Annotated in this window: 16 protein-coding genes; 5 read left to right on the forward strand and 11 right to left on the reverse strand. The window is 47.9% G+C overall.

From position 1 onward, the window contains the following. Positions 1-183: 183 nt before the first annotated feature. Positions 184-1,179: a glycine betaine/L-proline ABC transporter substrate-binding protein ProX gene (gene proX / locus ACIPDS_RS11380; protein WP_400735499.1), complete on the reverse strand. Its 996-nt coding sequence runs from the start codon at positions 1,177-1,179 to the stop codon at positions 184-186. 391 nt (positions 1,180-1,570) lie between these two features. Here proX and ACIPDS_RS11385 point away from each other — a divergent pair, with 391 nt between their 5' ends. Continuing rightward, positions 1,571-1,879 (forward strand): hypothetical protein, encoded by a 309-nt coding sequence (locus ACIPDS_RS11385; RefSeq protein ID WP_400735501.1) that lies wholly within the window; start codon positions 1,571-1,573, stop codon positions 1,877-1,879. A 77-nt stretch (positions 1,880-1,956) separates the two neighbouring features. Here the strand turns inward: ACIPDS_RS11385 and ACIPDS_RS11390 are convergent, their stop codons facing one another. Next, positions 1,957-2,538 carry a nuclear transport factor 2 family protein gene (locus ACIPDS_RS11390; RefSeq protein WP_400735503.1) on the reverse strand — a complete coding sequence of 194 codons (582 nt, stop codon included), beginning with the start codon at positions 2,536-2,538 and terminating at the stop codon, positions 1,957-1,959. A 108-nt stretch (positions 2,539-2,646) separates the two neighbouring features. Between ACIPDS_RS11390 and ACIPDS_RS11395 the strand changes: the two genes are divergently transcribed. Beyond that, a complete protein-coding gene (locus ACIPDS_RS11395; RefSeq protein ID WP_400735505.1) occupies positions 2,647-3,531 on the forward strand; it encodes a LysR substrate-binding domain-containing protein in 885 nt (294 codons plus the stop codon). On the opposite strand, the gene ACIPDS_RS11400 is transcribed toward ACIPDS_RS11395, so the two are convergent. After that, positions 3,515-4,462 (reverse strand): cupin domain-containing protein, encoded by a 948-nt coding sequence (locus ACIPDS_RS11400; protein WP_400735507.1) that lies wholly within the window; start codon positions 4,460-4,462, stop codon positions 3,515-3,517. The genes ACIPDS_RS11395 and ACIPDS_RS11400 overlap by 17 nt on opposite strands. 115 nt (positions 4,463-4,577) lie before the next feature. Between ACIPDS_RS11400 and ACIPDS_RS11405 the strand changes: the two genes are divergently transcribed. Continuing rightward, positions 4,578-5,774 (forward strand): MFS transporter, encoded by a 1,197-nt coding sequence (locus ACIPDS_RS11405; RefSeq protein WP_400735509.1) that lies wholly within the window; start codon positions 4,578-4,580, stop codon positions 5,772-5,774. 31 nt (positions 5,775-5,805) lie between these two features. Here the strand turns inward: ACIPDS_RS11405 and ACIPDS_RS11410 are convergent, their stop codons facing one another. The 7 genes from ACIPDS_RS11410 to ACIPDS_RS11440 form a co-directional block, all read right to left on the reverse strand. Continuing rightward, complete coding sequence (locus ACIPDS_RS11410) at positions 5,806-6,126, reverse strand: AzlD domain-containing protein (RefSeq protein ID WP_400735511.1); 321 nt, start codon at positions 6,124-6,126, stop codon at positions 5,806-5,808. 1 nt (position 6,127) lies between these two features. Further along, positions 6,128-6,868, reverse strand: a complete 741-nt coding sequence (locus ACIPDS_RS11415; protein WP_400735513.1) for an AzlC family ABC transporter permease — start codon at positions 6,866-6,868, stop codon at positions 6,128-6,130. A gap of 126 nt (positions 6,869-6,994) precedes the next feature. After that, positions 6,995-7,723: a molecular chaperone gene (locus tag ACIPDS_RS11420; protein ID WP_400735516.1), complete on the reverse strand. Its 729-nt coding sequence runs from the start codon at positions 7,721-7,723 to the stop codon at positions 6,995-6,997. Continuing rightward, positions 7,723-9,069 (reverse strand): fimbrial protein, encoded by a 1,347-nt coding sequence (locus ACIPDS_RS11425; RefSeq protein WP_400735518.1) that lies wholly within the window; start codon positions 9,067-9,069, stop codon positions 7,723-7,725. Before ACIPDS_RS11425 ends, ACIPDS_RS11420 begins: the two co-directional genes overlap by 1 nt. Then, on the reverse strand, positions 9,069-11,600 hold the full coding sequence (locus ACIPDS_RS11430; protein WP_400735520.1) for a fimbria/pilus outer membrane usher protein: 2,532 nt from the start codon (positions 11,598-11,600) through the stop codon (positions 9,069-9,071). Before ACIPDS_RS11430 ends, ACIPDS_RS11425 begins: the two co-directional genes overlap by 1 nt. An 18-nt stretch (positions 11,601-11,618) precedes the next feature. Then, positions 11,619-12,338, reverse strand: a complete 720-nt coding sequence (locus tag ACIPDS_RS11435; protein WP_400735522.1) for a molecular chaperone — start codon at positions 12,336-12,338, stop codon at positions 11,619-11,621. A gap of 43 nt (positions 12,339-12,381) precedes the next feature. Then, complete coding sequence (locus ACIPDS_RS11440) at positions 12,382-12,915, reverse strand: fimbrial protein (RefSeq protein ID WP_400735524.1); 534 nt, start codon at positions 12,913-12,915, stop codon at positions 12,382-12,384. An 807-nt stretch (positions 12,916-13,722) separates the two neighbouring features. On the opposite strand from ACIPDS_RS11440, the gene ACIPDS_RS11445 reads away from it, so the two are divergent. Next, positions 13,723-15,138 carry an EAL domain-containing protein gene (locus tag ACIPDS_RS11445; protein WP_400735526.1) on the forward strand — a complete coding sequence of 472 codons (1,416 nt, stop codon included), beginning with the start codon at positions 13,723-13,725 and terminating at the stop codon, positions 15,136-15,138. A gap of 121 nt (positions 15,139-15,259) precedes the next feature. Here ACIPDS_RS11445 and ACIPDS_RS11450 read toward each other — a convergent pair whose 3' ends face one another. After that, a complete protein-coding gene (locus ACIPDS_RS11450; protein ID WP_400735529.1) occupies positions 15,260-16,033 on the reverse strand; it encodes a hypothetical protein in 774 nt (257 codons plus the stop codon). Between the two features lie 581 nt (positions 16,034-16,614). Here ACIPDS_RS11450 and ACIPDS_RS11455 point away from each other — a divergent pair. After that, positions 16,615-18,084, forward strand: a complete 1,470-nt coding sequence (locus tag ACIPDS_RS11455) for a winged helix-turn-helix domain-containing protein (protein WP_400735531.1) — start codon at positions 16,615-16,617, stop codon at positions 18,082-18,084. Positions 18,085-18,101: the final 17 nt, after the last annotated feature.

Consider the following 18,101-nt stretch of genomic DNA (forward strand, 5'->3'; position numbering starts at 1 on the left):
CACCTTACTTTGCCGCCAGCGCCTGTTTAATCCAGCCGTCAAAGGTCTTCTGATGCGAATGGCTCCCGCCATCATCCCGGCACTGGCTTCACTTCCCGGGGTCGGCGTAAACGCCTTGCCCGGGCTACCAACCTGGATGTTGTCATGTAGCCCGGCCAAGCGCAGCGCCGCCGGGAATTCACCTTACTTTGCCGCCAGCGCCTGTTTAATCCAGCCGTCAAACGTCTCCTGGTGCGCATGAATCCAGCCATCAACATGCTGCTGGATGTTCTCGGCACTGGACTCACCTTTATGCATCAGCTGGTTCTGCGCGTTAACATCGGCCAGCGGCAATTTTGCTACCGCAAACAGCTTCGCCGCCGCCGGGTTTTTCGCGGCCCACTCTTTATTGGCGACGATATACTCGTTGTTCACCGCAAAACCGTAGTTTTTGCCGTTCGGTAATTCGGTATTCAGATCCTTAAGCGACCCCGGATTTGCCGAGAATGGCACCGTTAACCACACCACGTCTTTACCCGGTTTTAATTCATCGCTGACCCAATACGGTGTCCAGGTCCAATACAGCACCGGCTTACCGGCTTTATAACGGGTGAGGGTATCGGCAATAATCGCTGAATAATTGCCCTGATTTTGCGTCACCGTATTCGTCAGGCCATACGCTTTAATTTGCGTATCAATGACTGACCCGCAAACCCAGCCGGGGTTACACCCGGCGAGGTCTGCCTTACCATCGCCGTTGGCGTCAAATAATTTGGCAAGTTTGGGATCTTTAAGCTGTGAAATATCCGTAATGTGATATTTGTCGGCTGTTTTTTTATCGATCAAATAACCTTGCGCCGCGCCGCTAATATAAGTCCCCTGACGGTAGAATTTCTTATCACCGCCGCTCGAGCTATACATATCCTGTTGCAGCGGCATCCAGTTAACCGCCATATAGGTGGCATCACCCGAGGCAATAGCCGTATAGGCGACGTTATACTCCACCTCTTCAATCGGTGCGACATCGTAGCCAAGCTGCTTTAGCGCGCGGTTGATTATTTCAGTCTGAAAGGTTTCTTCCGGTAAGGGACTCTGCACGGGGTGAACGGTAATGCCCTTGCCGGGCAGGTCAGCTGCAAAAGTGGCGGGTGAGGTGAGTAATGCTGCCAGTGTGATGGCGATTATCGTCGGTGTTTGCATAGTAGTAACCTTATTATTTTTACGTGTTAAGCGAGAATTGGTAGGTTATTTTTGCGATGAAAAAAGGGTAAAACAGAAGCGTTTTGGCAAATAATTTCCTGAGTATTAGCAGTGATACTTTACCCTATCACACTGAGCTCCGATGACAATCCTAAATATTTCCTGACAAGCCGCTGCGCATTATTTACATAATAAGTTTATTCTTAATTTTAATTGATTTTTAGCATAATAAATGCAGGCGAATACGAAGAATGTCGGATAGCAGTGACCCAGGCTGGCCGATATAGTGACGGAAATCTCGTTTTATTTCATGGTACAACGAGAGCGACGTAAGTGAAGCACCAGCAATATTGCGGATGTTAATAATTCTCACAGGATGTGGGGTCGAAATATGAAAATAGTATCAATTATGTGTATCACCGCTATCGGTCTGATGTTGAGCACCGTAGCCCAGGCAAAAACTCAATCAAACTCAGGAACGATACATTTTGTCGGTGAGATTGTTGAAGGAGCTTGCAGTGCCACAATACAGCGTTCGCAGCTGCAGTTCTCTTGTTATCGAAATGGTTCGCAAAGTACCCAGCGTGTCACCGTTAATCCAGACAGCGCTGAGTTTTCGCTGCAAAATATTGCGAAGGTAAGCCAGCGTTCATTGCCCGGCCACCCAGAATTACAGGAAGTGACTATTAGCTATCTCTGAGTGGGTGGCAGAACACGAACGCCTTCAGACAGTCTACCTCGCATGGCGATGACGTAGGCTGTCTGCGCTAAATAGCCTTAGCGCGCAAGCCAACGTTGCGCGGCGGCTTTCATCTCTTTCTCAAGGTCACTACCGCGGGTAGCAAACACCCGACCAAGTGGAAAACCGCTTTTTTCCAGTAAATATGCCAACGCCGCATACTCTCGCGGATATTTTGCGACCGTGACCGGGTCTATCTCCACAATACCCTGTGGAAAGGTAAAGGTGCCCATATCGTAGATGCTTTGACGATGAAAAAGCTTCCACTGACCCTCTCTCTTTTCAGCCAGATCGTAAAAACGGTTATGGCACTCGCATCCCAGATTCAGCTTTACGTTCTCGGCAATAATCATCGCGTTGGTTTCCAGCAGCGCTTTATTTCCCGCGCTATTAAAGGTCACGCAGGGTGAGGCGATAAGGTGTTTGGTGCGCAGATCGGAAGCGCCCATGCGCATCGAACCGTCGACAAAATCACTGGCCAGCCCCTCAAACCAGGTAATCTCAATCGTCCCGTCCGGGTGAAACACATTGCGCAGCTGATCCCACTCCCCTAAGTCACGGTGGATCCAGCCATTCATCAGGTCGTTTAACTGCTGGCGGTCATTATCGGTAGTTGGCATTTTCAATCTCCTGTCTATGGATAACAGAGAGTCTGGTCGCCAAAAGCGATTAATTCAAATATATTGATCTTACTGAATAATCATTTTTATTGATTGGTTAAAGGCGATATGGAACTCCGACATCTGCGATATTTCCTGGCGGTCGCCGAAGAGGGGCATTTTGGTCGTGCGGCGAAGCGTCTTAATATTGTCCAGCCGGCGCTGAGTATGCAGATTAAAGCGCTTGAGGAAGAGCTTGGCGGGCCGCTTTTTGTCCGCACCAGCCGACGGGTTGTACTGACGGATGCCGGAAGGCTGATGCAGGCAGAAGCGCAGCGGACGCTGGCGCAGGCTGAACATGCCAGACTGACCGTCGGCCGAGCGATGCGTGGTGAAACTGGCCGTGTACGGGTAGGATTTGCCGGGAATGCGATTTTCAGCGGTCAATTGACGGCAGATTTACGCCGCTTTCATCAGGCCTATCCCGATGCGGTGCTGGTTATCAACGAATTCGCCCCTCAGCAGCAGCTTGCAGCCATCGCCTCGGGACAACTGGATATTGGCTATCTGCCACAAACCAGCGATATCAATACTGCGGGCATGGTGGTGCAACGGCTGGGCCAATGGGAAATGTTTGTCGCTTTACATGATGGGCACCCGCTGGCGGCGAAATCAAGTCTTCGCGTCGAGATGCTGGCAGCGCAGCCGCTGATTCTGTATGAAGCGCATGATGGGGAAGAGCAACTATTCCTGAAGCTCAGCCAAAAGCTGGGTGACCATCTTCACGTTGCGCACCGTTCGGGCAGTACGCTCAGCGTTCTGGCGATGGCCGCAACCGGCCTGGGGCTGGCGCTTGTACCCGCTCCGCTGCAGCAGGTTGCCATTCCCGGATTGGTGTACCGACGCCTGGAGGATGAAGAGTTGAATGCCAATCTGATGCGCGTTTGCCGTGAGCAGGAGCCTAATCCGGCAGTCGCCGCCTATTTGAGCCTGGCGGTTATGCCTCCTGTCTAACGTCCCGCAGCGTGCCGGGTGAATGTCCGACCACGCGCTTAAATGCCCGACTAAACGCGGCGACCGATCCATAGCCAAGACGCAGTGCGACGGTTTCAATAGCCTGCTGCTCCTGGCCGATATACTGGATAGCCAGCCGCATGCGCAGCTCGCCTAAATATTTTGCCGGTGTCGTTCCGGTGGCGCTTTGAAAACGCTCGGCAAAGACGGAGCGCGAGGTTCCGGCTTCTTTAGCGAGATCCGCGACGCTCCAGTTTACGCCGGGCCGCTGGTGCATGGCGTAGATGGCCTGGCTTAGTCGCGGATCGCGCAACACCTGAATCCAGCCGGTGCCTTTGCCGCAGCCATTTTCGACCCAGCCGCGGACGATAAGCGCGGCGACCACATCGGCCAGACGGGCGAGGATCCCGGCAAAACCGACCTGACGATTTAGCGACTCACGTTCCATCGCCGCCAGCAGCGGCTGTATTTCCGGCAGAGTAGACATCAGGCTACTGACCATCATCACCTCCGGCATGGCTTTGACCAGCGGCTGCATTCCACCAAGCTCGAAATCCATACAGCCGGTGAAGATAACCACCTTGGCATTATCTGGGCAGCCCTGACAGTGAATATCCTGCACCTGATTGCAGATAGGTTCGCTGGGGAAATCGGTTATTGGCGTCACCGTCGCCGCCTCATCTGAAACTAAGGCATGGGACTCGCCATGAGGAATAAAGACCGCATCGCCGCCGTTTAAGGTAAATTGTGCGCCGCTTTGCATCCGCAAAATAGCCGGGCCACGACTGACGAAATGGAACTGGGCTTTGCCGGGCACATCACCGAATGCGACACCAAACGGGGCGCTGGCTTCAAACCGCCGATAGCTCACGCCGGAAAGACGCATACCACGCAGCAGCTCGCTTATCATATCGGGGGGATTGAGGGCCATCGGCTTAACTCCGGACGAATTATCAAACATTGAAGATTATCCATCATAGATCGTCCAGTCAGAACTTTCTATGCTTTGCGATGTATATCACACTTTGATAACTGGAGAGTCACAAATGAATTCGTATGCCGCAACAAGCGGGCCATTGGCACCTGCAAAACCGGCCTGGAAAGCCGTCTGGTCGCTGGCTCTGGGGGTTTTTGGCCTGATTACGGCTGAATTTTTACCGGCAAGCCTTCTCACTCCTATGGCGCAAAGTCTGGGAGTAAGCGAAGGGCTTGCGGGCCAGACGGTGACGGCGACAGCATTAGTGGCATTGGTGACCGGGTTACTGATTACCTCCGCCACCAAAAGTATCGACCGCCGCTGGGTGTTGATGTTCTTTACGCTGCTACAAATCATTTCGAGTTTGCTGGTGGCCTTTGCTCCCTCATTGCACGTTTTATTGATAGGCCGACTGCTGCTGGGCGTGGCTATCGGGGGATTCTGGGCGATGTCGACGGCGACGGCCATACGCCTCGTACCGGCAAAAGACGTGCCGAAAGCGCTGTCGATTATCTTCGCCGGCGTGTCGATTGCGACCGTGGTGGCAGCACCGTTAGGCAGTTACCTCGGCAGTCTGATTGGCTGGCGTAATGTGTTTATTCTGGGCGTTGTGCCCGGAGCGCTGGCGCTGCTGTGGCAACTGTGGGTTTTACCGTCCATGCGGCCGGAAAATAGCGGCAGTCTGAGTACGCTATTGCGTGTACTGCGCCGTCCGGGAATGATTGGCGGCCTGCTGGCGACCATTTTTATTTTCAGCGGCCATTTCGCATTCTTCACCTATCTGCGTCCTTTCCTGGAAACGGTAGGCCAGGCAAGCGTAGAAACCGTTTCGCTGATCCTGCTGGGATTCGGGGTGGCAAACTTTATCGGCACTTCGATTGCCGGACATCTGCTGGCGCGGAATCTGCGCTTAACCCTGGCCTTAGTGCCGTTTGCGATGGGCGTGCTGGCGCTGCTGATGGTGACTTTTGGGCATCTGGCGCTGATTGATGGTCTATTAGTGACGTTGTGGGGATTTGCCTTTGGCCTGGTGCCGGTGGGCTGGTCAACCTGGCTTGCGACCACGGTATCAGACGAGGCGGAAAGCGCGGGTGGGCTGCTGGTTGCCTCCATTCAATTGGCGATAAGCGCCGGAGCGGCAGGCGGCGGGCTGGTCTTTGATATGAACGGGGCCAGCGGCGTCTTTACCGCCAGCGGAGTGTTACTGGTGGTGGCCATGCTGGTGGTGTTTGCCGGAGTGCGCGTGAAGCCGGTAGCGGCAGAATAAGCGCAGGCCCGGTTAACCCCGGGCCTGACCATTACATCAGCAGATAGCTAAGCCCGGTAAACGCCACCATACCGGCTATCACGGTGGCAAACAGACTGCGGCTTAGGATCCCAACTACCGTGGCGATGGCGGCGGCTAGTAAGGAAATGCTGATACCGCCCGAGGTGAGTGCCGGTTTCCCCAGTAGTTCTGCGGCAATAATCGCGGCCATAATGGCGGTAGGAATGAAGCTAAGCCACTGTTGTAGCGCAGGCGGCATACGAAAGCGCGACAGCAGGAGCACGGGAACGACGCGCATTAAAGCGGTAACCGTGGCTGAGGCCAGAATCGCCAACAGAATATTTCTCCCCATGCTAGCGCTCCTTTTTCGCAAAGCACCGCAGACCCAGCGTGGCAAGGCTTGCGGAGACGGAGGCTGCAACGATCACCACAATACTGGTATCCGTATGCCCTGACAGGCTAAGCGTGATAATCACCGCGATAGCAATACTGAATGACTCCAGCAACTTGCGGCGGCTGGCAAACCACATCATCAGCACCAGGCCAATAAACATCGATACCAGGCTGAAACTGAGTCCCTCCATCAGCGCCGGGGGGAGGGCTGACGCCAGTCCCGCGCCGATGATGCAGGCCAGGATCCAGTTCAGCCAGGCGGCAACGTTTAAACCCAGCATCCAGGCAAAAGAGACTTTACTTTCCGGGCTTCCGTGCTGCACCGCAACGCCAAAGGTTTCATCGGTTAACAGCAGGCCGCTGATGACTTTTTGCCATGTGGTTTGCTCACGGAAATAGACGCTCATCGCGGAGCTCATCAGCAGGTAGCGTAAATTCACCAGCAGTACGCTCAGCACCACGGAGATCGTTTCTGCACCGGCCGCCCACAGTGAGTAAAATAAGAACTGCGCCGAGCCCGCGTATAAAAACGTGGCGAGCAGGGCGGTCTGAAGGGTAGTGAAGCCTGCGAGCGTCCCGATAGCTCCGGCGGCAAAACCGATACTCCAGTAACCGGGAATGGTCGGCAAGCAGGCCATAATACCCGAGCGAAATGCTGTCCTGGCCTCATTGCGTGGTGAGGCCGCCGTGTCTGTTAACATCTTGCTATCCTGTTATCTATTTTTCAGGATAATAACTTTTGCCAGACGACGCTGGAATACAAAAATGCGTATCGACAATGGTTTGGTTGTAAAAGACGCGCTGAGAATAAAAGATTAACCCGTCACTCAAGGCGACAACTTTTGGCTGAGGGTATTCACTTCGCCTTTATCGTTAATCAAAAAGAAGTCTATCTGATTGTTTTTTCCAGCCGCAGAAACGGGGATTTCCACCAGCGTAAAATGATTTTCTGAGAACGGTTTTAGCATTAAGTCGAGGTCGGTCGTTGCCTTGTAGACCCGGTGGTCAGCAATGACATGGATGTCTTTATAGGATAAAAAATATCCCGAGTTATTGCGACACGCCAGGGAAAGGACATCGGCATGCTGAACTGAACAGGAAACGGATTGCGAAGCCTTATCAACATTCGCCTTAAGCGATGCTGGACGGTAAATCACTTTCATCTGCGTTTTCATCGACATCAACAGAAATTGCTCCTGGCTTAACGTCTCTTTGACCGCCGGTACTTCATAGATATTGATCCAGTAAAGACTCTCCCTGTCCGACGGGAGGGGATTACCGTTATAAATCACTTTAACTGACTTAATTTCATTGGCCCGCAGGTTAAAAATTGGGGGAATAAGCAAAAATGGGGCGTCATCGCTCTGCTTGAAATTATTAATTTCACCGGAGTCGACCCAAAGCTGAACGAAAGATGGGTAGTTATTAACGTTCATGATATTCATGCTTTGCGTCACCTCGCCCTCGGGGAAGATAACGCGGGTTTTATCTACCAACATTCCGGCATAACCGTTGAGCGTCACCAGCAGCAGACTGAACCAGACGATTTTGAACATTATTGAACCCTTACCCAAACGTAGGCCTTAGCGCTGACTTTCCCGGTGGTGACGGTTTGTCCCGGTAATTTTTTCAATGTTGCGGTGAGAACGGTGTTATAGCTGGTGTACCCGGAAGCCAGGCTGCCTGAGGAAGAGGCGCCGCTTAGCACCGAATACCAACCCACATCATTACCGCTTGGGCAACCCAGTGACGTGCACACTCCCCAGCCTAAAAAATTCATCGTGGTGCCGGTTGCCGCATTGCCCAATGCGATGCCGACGCCTGTAGCGATAGTGGCGTCGGTGCCGTAGCCATCGGATAGTAGGTAACTGACGCCGCCAGAGGCATTCACTAAGCCCAGATTTTTGGCCGTTAAGTAACTCTCGTAAGGCACCTGGAGCCCCAGCGCCGTGCCCCCTGATGAAACGCCCGAGACGGCGGAATTATCGCATTCAATAGAGACGGTGAAATTGGATTGCGACACGCCGCCATTTTCCAGCGACTGAATGCTGATGGTGGGTAATAGCACTAAGGGCGTGACGTTACGGGCGACACAGGTGGCGGTATGCGTCAGCGTTGAAACCGGTGATGTCCCCATGCCCATGGCTATCCAGCGCCCGGTGCCCCAGGTTGAGTAGTTATCAGCAGAGTCTGAGCCAATGGTATCAGTGGCAATGCCGGGGCCTTTAAAGGTGACATAACCATTGGGCTGAATACAGCTATAGCTCGATGTACCCGTGGCTGAGGCCATACCGGCATAAGGATTGCTGGCGCTGTAGGCACCGCAGTAGTAGCTTTTCCCGGCACCGGGCAAGGTGCTGATTCTGATAAGGTCGGCGCGAATGGCGCTAAAATCTTTTACGCGTATCTGAATCTTACTGCCGACCGTCGCATATTGGGTGATAGGGTACTGCTGCCAGTAGCGGGTAAAAGGCAGTCCTGAATTAATGTGCGTGAGCTTGATACCGACATAGGGGAAATAGGTGGCATAGTAATTGGGATTGCCGTCCGTCGCGCCCAGGTCGTAATACCCTCCGACGCGATCGTCGCCATTGGTGGCGAAGACCTCATAAATATTCCCGGCATCGGTGGCATCACATTCATAGAGCACCAGATCGCCTGCGCCGCTACTGCTGTAACGCGTTGCCGTCGTAATGCTAAATACCGTACTGCCTAAAGGGGTTCCCGTAGGCTGTAAATAAGCGCTGGTAATGTTGACATTGCCCAGGCCAATCCCCACACCGCAGCTATCGCAACCGGCATCAATAGAGGATTTACGGGTACAAGTGGCCTGCGCCTGCGTCAGGGTTAATAAGAGGATAATCACTATCCCGAGCAGGAGGGAGGGTCTTAGGGACGTCATTATTTGCATTCTCCACGAGTCTTGATAATAGCGGCGTTTTCTTCCGGCTCAGAAATAGCGTAATGGAGAGTACAGGATTGATTGCTTCCCCATTTAACGGTCAAATTATCGATAAGTTTGTCGTTACGGACCCACGCCTGATTATTCTGGCCCACGGTGCCGACAGGATTATTTTCTTTGTTGTAGACCGTCGCGCCGATAGGAATATTGTCGACATAACGGATGTTAATCAGCATCGGATAACCATGCAGCACGCTGAATTTCACGCGTACCATGGCACCCGCCAGCGGCGCGATGCGCTGACTGCCTGAGACAATTTCCGCATTCGAATTAATATTCGCAGAATCCAGTGCAATATTGTTGTACTGATAAGGGGCGACGGACGGACTTAAGGCAAATCCAAATCTATCAACCGTCGTATTCTGGCTGCCGGAAATTTTCGCGCCACTCGCGCCTTTCGCTTCAATTAAGGCGAAGGTCTCGCCAAGATACGGCCCGGCGGTAATGCCATCCTTGTGGATGACCAGCGCCCCCTGTAACCCTGCGGAACCCTGAGAATAACTTTTTGCGTGTGACAACGTGCCCTGAAGTGAGCCTATGCTGGTGGAGGTTTGCAACGTTCCCCCAACGGCATTACTGTGCGTGTAATCCCGCGAGTAGGTTAGACCATAGCTGATAGGCTGCTCACTCTCGGTGACGCCTGATAACGTCGATTGTAGCGATGAACCAAGCCCTTTTTGCTGGGTGTAGGTGCTGCTCAACGTATGCTGGCGGCTTACACCGAATGGAATCGAAATAGACAGCGAAGTTAGGGTCTGCTGATTGGCGGTATAATAGTTGTTGATGTAGTTGTCATAGCCAATCGAGCCATCAATCGCCGTGCTTGACGCTTCGCTGTATCGGGTACGCGCAATGGAGGCGTTTACCGTGACGCCATTAGCAAACTGCTTGTTGTAACCGAACTGATATTGCCGATCGCTATTTCGCCCATCCCGGTATTCCTGAGACGATCCTGAAAGCCAGACGCTGCCCAGCGCGTCAAGGTCCTGAGTTATCGACACTTCAAAGCGGGAAGATTGGTTTAGCGTGGTCGAGATCCAATTTTGCGCATTATCCTCATTCCATGAGTGACGTATCCCAAGCACATCGGAGAGATCGCGATAGCCCGAGGTGGAATAACGGTAGCCCGCGATCGCTATGGTGGTGTTAGTGGGGACAATTCTCTTGCTGTAACTGGCATGGAACATCCATCCGCTTTGATCGCCATCAGGCAAGCTGGCCTGAGAAAAGGTAGAGTCGAGGCCAAAGGCCCCGAATGAGGATGAATACACGGTGCCGATAACGCCGGACACATATCCTTGCGCAACCCGACTGGCCATATTGGCGGTGATCGTATTGCTAATACCGTACTGTGCGCTTAATTCAGCAAAGGGATCGTCGTCACCGACATAACGTGACTGTCCGAGGATCGTCGAATATTTAAACATGCCCTGGCGAACGGATTCCGGGCCCGCGGCGTAGGGAACCGTAAAGGTGTTCGCGGTGCCGTCCGCCTCTTTTATTACCACGACCAGGTCGCCGGAGTAGGAGACCGGGTAGAGATCGTTAATCTCAAATGCGCCGGGCGGGACGGTGCTCTCATAAATGATGGCCTGACCCTGGCTTACCGTTACCTTCGCGTTGCTCTTTGCGACGCCGCGAATAACCGGGGCGTATCCTTGCTGTGATTGCGGCAACATGCGATCGTCAGAGCTCAGTGCCACGCCGCGAAACGCAATACCGGAGAACAGATTGGTGGTTGAGTAGCTATCCCCAATCACTAAATTGCTTTTGAGGGGTACAATCGCCTTTTGCACATAAGCGCGATTGGTAGACCAAATAGTGCGTCCCGGGTTGCTATGTGACCATGAGCCTTGCTGGTGGAACTGCCAGGAACCCAAATTGATAGCGTTATTGAGTCCAACCCAGGAAGACGAATAATTGCTGGCCCCTGAGGTATTAAAACGGGAATAATACTGGTTAAGGCTGTAGTTAGAGAGAAACATTGTCTCTCCGACGTTAAGATCTTCAGGATTAACGTAGCCCCGAGGCAGCGTTTTAAGTTCGGTTTCGGGCAGGCTGATTTCAACTAACATTTTGCGCATGTCCGTCGTTAAGCCTGCCTTAGGGACATAGTCTTGTAGCGCAACGCAACCATCAATAGCGTTTTCGGGTATTTGCTCTTTTAAAGGCAACTGTGAGAGTTGTCGTGTAGAAAAACAGGGTAATGTGTCATTTCCCTTCGCCTGGAAAATAACATTATCGTGGAATAAAAAAACACCATTAAGCTGCACATCCATAGAGTATGTGCCGGGCTTAATTTTATCGTTGGCGAGATAGTTAACAATATCATCAACCGGGAGACCGCTGCCTTTAAGGAGCGTAGCATCAAAAACATAGTCATTTTCATTTGTGTTTGGCTTATTGGTATCCGCATTCGCGAAAAGCGATAGCGGATACGTGACAATAATTAACACAGCTTGTTTTGACATGCTCTTCATCGATGCTTATCACTTTTCTTTTAGTGTTTGCTTTTGCACAACACCATAGTCATTGATAAAATTAATGCTGAATTCTGGTTTTGCCCCTGAATGATTACAGGTAGTGTGCAGGGTGTAGGTGGATAAAGGGGCAATCATTTTCATTGCCGTATTATTCGTCATTGAATTCTGCTTGGTCGTAAGCTGAATACTATTTAAATAATAGGGAGAACGATTATCGATAATTACATCACAGCCAGCCGTGGTAGGTGACATGGTATAACGAATGTGATCAAACATTTTATCGTAAGAAATTGCCAGATCCGTTGGGCGCAGGAAAATCTTCACCACACTATTTACAATGAGAACCAGTTTGTTTTTATCACGCTCACCGGCGATGATTGACGGCACCTGAGTAAAGTGAAGGTAATAGACCTGTTCTTTGTCTATTTTTTGATTGGCATTAGTGTAAAGCAGGCTAATGTTCTGATCCTGTTTGGCCTGTATCTTAAAAATACCCGGAGAGACAGCAAAGGGAATATTCTCATTGGCGACAGGTTGCTTATCTTCAGAAGCCGAAGCCCAAACCTGGACAATGTAGGGAAAATCGTCATTGTTGGTGAATTTAACGGTTTTTTGTGACGAAGACGCATCATAAATGACGCGATTACCCTGCATCACGACGCTGGCCGCGGCGGGAAAAGCCGTCGCGCAGACACACAGAATTGAAATGAGAGTCTTGAAAAACATCTTAACCTTCTTGTCAGGCACATATTGCTATGTGCCCGTGGATTTATTGGTAGGTGATAGAATATTGCGCTGAAGCAATAACGGTTCCTGCGGTGACGCTGGCCGTTTCTGCATAGTAGCGTGCGGTCAGGTCCTGTGAGGCGGTGGTATCACTTGACGCCTTGGTAAACGAGGAGGTTTGAACCGTTGAGCCATTCACAAAATTCAATGGGGTGGAGCCATCGCTATCCAGTATCTGAATAGAGACACCTGTCGCAGTGCCGCCAGTGTTTGCCAGGTTCCCGGCGCTGGAGATATTATTCCCCGCGAAAACGGTTTTGATTGTCGCCGCCGAAGTCGAATTGCATCCGGTCACGTTAACGGTAAATTTGGTTGCACCTGCCGTAGCCTGAGCAGTACCGAGGCTCGCCGTTGACACGGTTGGTAGTAATACTACGGGCGTTGTTGGGTTCCCGTTAATATTGACTGAACATGTTTGTGAGTTAACTTCACCGCGAAACTGTACGGTATTGCTAGAGGCTGCCATGGCAGACGCCGAAATAATAGCAAGTGAAAGCGTCAGGAGTTTGGTTTGCATAATTTTTCCTAGGTTAGACTGTGTTGTTTACAGCAGCTGGTGCTATGTGAAACTTGATGCATGGTTTTAAACAACCATCATCATTTAAATTTGTTGTTGTAACTTGAGCGGTTTATTTATGACAATGATATTCATTCTCTCCTTTTTAATATCCTGCATTAAGTCATTTCCGTATGTTTGGTTATAACGAGGTTGCTTAAAAGCTGCGCGATTTATGATAAGTCTAACTTTCCGATAACTTTAATATTTTCATATTTTTTACATAAAATCAGATTCGTCCCAAAAAACTTCGAGCATTAAAGATTCTTTGGGAAAAATCCTAAAACATATGAATGCCACTATAAAGTTTGTTATTTTCTATTTGTTGCTCATAATAGTTAAATGTTATGTTAATAAATACAATGACTTATGGTTTTTTTATAATCTGGTTAATGATGTCTCTTTGCGTTGCGAAGTTGGGGAGGTCATGTTACTGCTGAAGGGGCGCCTTCTCCAGAGAAGCAATATCCAGGAAAAATCTTATCAGCCAGGTCCTGTTTCGCTGCGTTTAATTACGCCATTAGTATTATCTCAAACTAATATCTTGAGTCAGGAATTATTTAAATATCATTAAAGTTTTGTTTGTTATTTTAAATTAGCGAGAAGTGGATTAACGCATTTTATAAAATAATCCATGAAAGTGCTGTTTTCAATACGACTGAGCCAGGTGAAATTGATTCTCATAGAATGAATGAGGCAAGGATGTATTCTAAGAATGTAAGTGACTCCCCGAATAGATGTGTCGACTATATTTTGTCACCATGTTCTATGACCACCAATGGCCTGCTTGCCATGCTAGATGAAAAAAATAATGTAGAGGTGTTGGATGTCGAAAATCAAGAAAACATCCCGAACGTTATAATTGGGGAGGGTGAACGCGTGGTGGTTTATATTCCCAATGATCCTTATTGGATGTTATCAACGCTGCGTTATTTGATTTCACTATTCAATAACTCAAGCCATATTTTCTGGGTGCTGATCATCAGCCGTATCCCTGCATCATGGCTATGGAGTGTAATAAGAGCACAAGTGGTTAAAAATAAAGTTGAGCGTTTAGTTATTTATTCTGCGCCATCGGATCTGCCATGTGACAAGCTCGCGGAGCTTCTCTTGTCCGAAAAACGTTATTGTCCTTATCTAAAGCAGGTAGCGGCGACAGAGAATTTCTTTCTCGGTAAATATGGCAATATCCAGTATGACAACAAAAAGGATGGATTATCAAAAAAGGAAATGCAGGTGTTAATCGACTCTTTTTATGGCTGTGACATAGCAGCACAGGCCGTTGCTGTGGGGGTCAGTAAAAAGACTCTTTATAACCAGCGGCTTTCAGGTATCAAGAAAATGGCGGGGGTGCTGCCATTTATGCTTTCAAGCTCCCGGGATAAAACGGACATGGCGACAGGAGAGATGACTATGTTGAATAAGCTTTCTGCCTTTGAAAGGGAGTTTGCACATGCTTTATACTGTAATGAGCTTTTTGTTGTCTTCCAGCCAGTCACCAAAGGCATTCATCAGCTGGAAGGGTTTGAAATCTTAATACGCTGGTATAGCAAAGGCCAGATTTTAAAGCCAGATGAATTTTTACCAAGATTACACTCGACCTATGTGTGGATAATCCTGACTGCCTTTCTCATTCAAAAGACGGTGAGCTGTATCAATTTATACGAAGGCAGGTACTTCTTCTCAATCAATATTGAATCCTCAACGATTGAGAACGAGGGGCTTGTCAGAATGCTGGAGACGGCAAAAAAGCAGCTACACTCACCAGACTGGGTGAAAAAATTTGTGCTGGAGATTAACGAGCGTAACGATCTTTATCAAAATACGCAATCCATACAGAATCTTGCGCATTTGCAGGAGGAAGGATTCAGCATTGTACTTGATGATTGCTACTCAACTAATAGCGTTATTTTCCCGGTGAGAAAATTTCAGTTCGACGGCTACAAGCTGGATATGAGCGTAGTTGATCTATTGAACCAGGATGAAGAGGCATTGGCGTTGGTGAAAAGCCTGTCTTATTACTGCTCGCTGACTAACCGTTACTGTATTGCAGAAGGGGTCGATAGCCTTGAGAAAACGAAGATATTAAGTGAATCTGGTATTACGTTTTACCAGGGGAACTATATTTCTGAACCCATTAAGGGGGATGATTTGCAGGAATTTATTGTCGGTTTTTCGGCATAAACGCGGCAGCTTAATGCCTATAAAATCTCATCGTGAGAGTCGGGTGAGGAATAAAAATCCACGCAATTGCGTGGATTTTTCGTTGTAATGGTAACCGGCCTTCACAGGCTTACCAGCCGCTCTAGCAAGAAGATTCTACGAACGTTTTAATGCGTGGCAAAAAGTTAATGATCGCTTGCTTCTGATCGTGGGTTAAAAATTCCTCGTTTCCAAGATCCTTAAAGGTGACGCCATCAAATTTTTCTGCAAGTAAAGCCGTGTAAGAATGAACGGGGTGAGGAGGGTTGGTATCCAGATGTTTAAAGTTTTTTAAACCGGTAACCACTCGACGTGCTTGCCCATCTTCAAGGTTTTGCGTATGGACAATTTTATCACAGAGCATAATCATATTGTCTTTAATAAACTTGATGTGTTCAGGACTTTTAGCCAAATCCTTAATAGCCATTGCTTGCTGATTATGTTCTTCGATCGTAAGTTTTTTTTGCTCCCCTGACACGGAAGATGATTTTGTTTTAACGGTAGCTTTATTATTATCGATGCCAGATGGTTTTAAAGCGTCAAGACGTTTATCCAGATCTTTTCTGCGGTAAATTGCCTGCTTGTTTAAATCATGAAGTTTATTAGTTTTGGCAATGTCAAAGCTGGTTGAACTATTATATGCTTTCTTTAAATCTTTGCCAATAATTGACTCAGCTCTACGGCATAATTTATCCGCTTTGGTTAGTTCATTCCTGGTGTAATAAAAATCAGATATATTAAGATTAGCACTGCCATTACCGAAAAAAGCACTAATACGAGTACTGATACCAGGTATATTGCATCTCCTTATAAAAATGTAATTTATGAGTATCATTGTTCTTTGTACCGATAACTTTAAAAAAACGATTTTCGCCATGACTGGTTATGAACCAAATGAGCGCAATTTGGTAGTCGGGTATTGGTAATTATTATAACTTACAAGACTCTAAGTTTAATAGTTTGATGCAACAAAGGATAATAATATGCATGCTCACTCCAAAAATAATTCTTAAATATTCATGCGATTCAAACGGAAGTTGCTGGAGCTGATATTGAAAAGCATGTTAGCAAAAACCAGAACAGTGGTTTGCTGAAGCAAATAAAGATACAGAAGAGTAATTAACATTTTGCGGGAAGAACTAAACAAAACACAGCATGAAATATAGCCGATGCAAATAAATAAATGGTGATGAAAAGAAAAAGCATTTTATTAACGGATGTTTCGTAATCAGTGGGGGACATCAAAATGAATAATAAAATAATTTTTAATGTGTTGCTTCTGGTTGGCATGGCTAAGAAATGAAAATAAAAAACATAATCTCCTCACTGGCTACATGTGGTGTGGGAAAAATGGAATAGTACAAATCTGGCACTAAGAATAGACATGGTTGAATACGTATGTGTTCAGCCTTTTTATCGGTCAAACTCAGGATTCCCAGCCACAAAAGGAGGTCATAAATGTTCGATAATGAATGGGAGAAGCAATTTCCAGCTGAATACTACTTTGGTGACTACTGTCTTAAATTCAACGAGGTTTTGTTAAAAAATGGTCGTGTGATACCTATTCCACCAAAAGAGTTACACATTCTGAGTCTTCTTGCGGCAAATGCAGGACGGCTTCTAAGTAAAGAGTTTTTAATCAAGACGGTCTGGAACGGCGGCATTGTGAGCGATGAATCACTAACCCGATGCATCTACTCATTAAGGAAAATTTTAGATAAGGATGATAACTCTTGTTTTATAGAAACGATATATGGTAAAGGTTATGCATTCGCTTCTGCGGTATCTTTGAGCCCCGGTGTTAAAAATAATACCCAGGATATGTTGGCGGTTTTTCCTTCCGGGATATTTTCCGAGTTGGCATTTATTGATGTCTACGAGATGTTTTCTGAGATCCTGCCTCAAGATGTCAATATTTACCCCTATGCTTTATTGAGCAAATGTCGAAACCCTGTGGATTTTGAGAAGTTTATAAAACATCATAATCCAATGTATGTTGTCTATTACACACTTACCGATGTTGATCATAATGAAAAAATAATTAACTTTAGCATCGACAACCGCGTGAACGGTGGCCAGCTAGTCTGGATAACACTGGAGAGTTCGCATCTAAAAGAACGCAACTATACTTATTTCAAACACCGCATGCAGCGCTATTTCAGAAAAAAATTCTGCAGTAATGATGATCATCAGACGTTTGAACGTACAGATTTTCCAGAAGAAACGCATTTGCATCACTCTTTAGTCAATTATCTGATTGATGATTACAGCCATTCCAGCCTTACCACTACGGTTAATGTATTGCTCAAAAATGCAAACTGTGCAACTCATCAAATTGATGGAATTATAAAGCTTGCAGAGTGTTATCTAGGCTTCATTTTGTCTGGTGATAGCAATGTTTATAAATTGATTTATAAGGTAAAAAAGATCATTGATGGACTGCTGATGGTTGACCCATTTAATGCCAGAGCGCTGGCTTTGATGGGGGTAGTGAAAAGCATTGATAAAGAGGGTGAGCGCTCTCATCATTATTTTGCTCAGGCCAATTATCTAGCGCCGGATGATGATTTTGTCATCTATTATTATGCGTTGCATTTTTTTGTCAAAGGGCAATATAGGGTTTTTCTTGATGAAGTACAAAAACTGAGTCAGTCATCTGCTTTTAAAGGCCGCGTTCAGTTTTTGAAACATAAAATTCAGAGCCAGCAGCTCTTAGAAAACGAAGCTCCGGAAAACAGCTTACAGGAGATTTCGGTTGACGATATAGCTTTGGATGATATTTCTGATGAAACCTATCATGTTTATGCTAAGGATAAGCGTAATACTCTGCGTGGCAGGCATAAACAGTTACTCAATACCCGTTTAAATGAACTTAAAGAAGTATCTTATCACCCCCTTAAAATACGCAATAGTATCGACTGGATGTAAGAGAGAGTTAGCAAAGA

Source organism: Kluyvera sp. NPDC087067, from assembly GCF_044745165.1.
In the GTDB taxonomy this organism is placed as follows: Bacteria; Pseudomonadota; Gammaproteobacteria; order Enterobacterales; family Enterobacteriaceae; genus Kluyvera.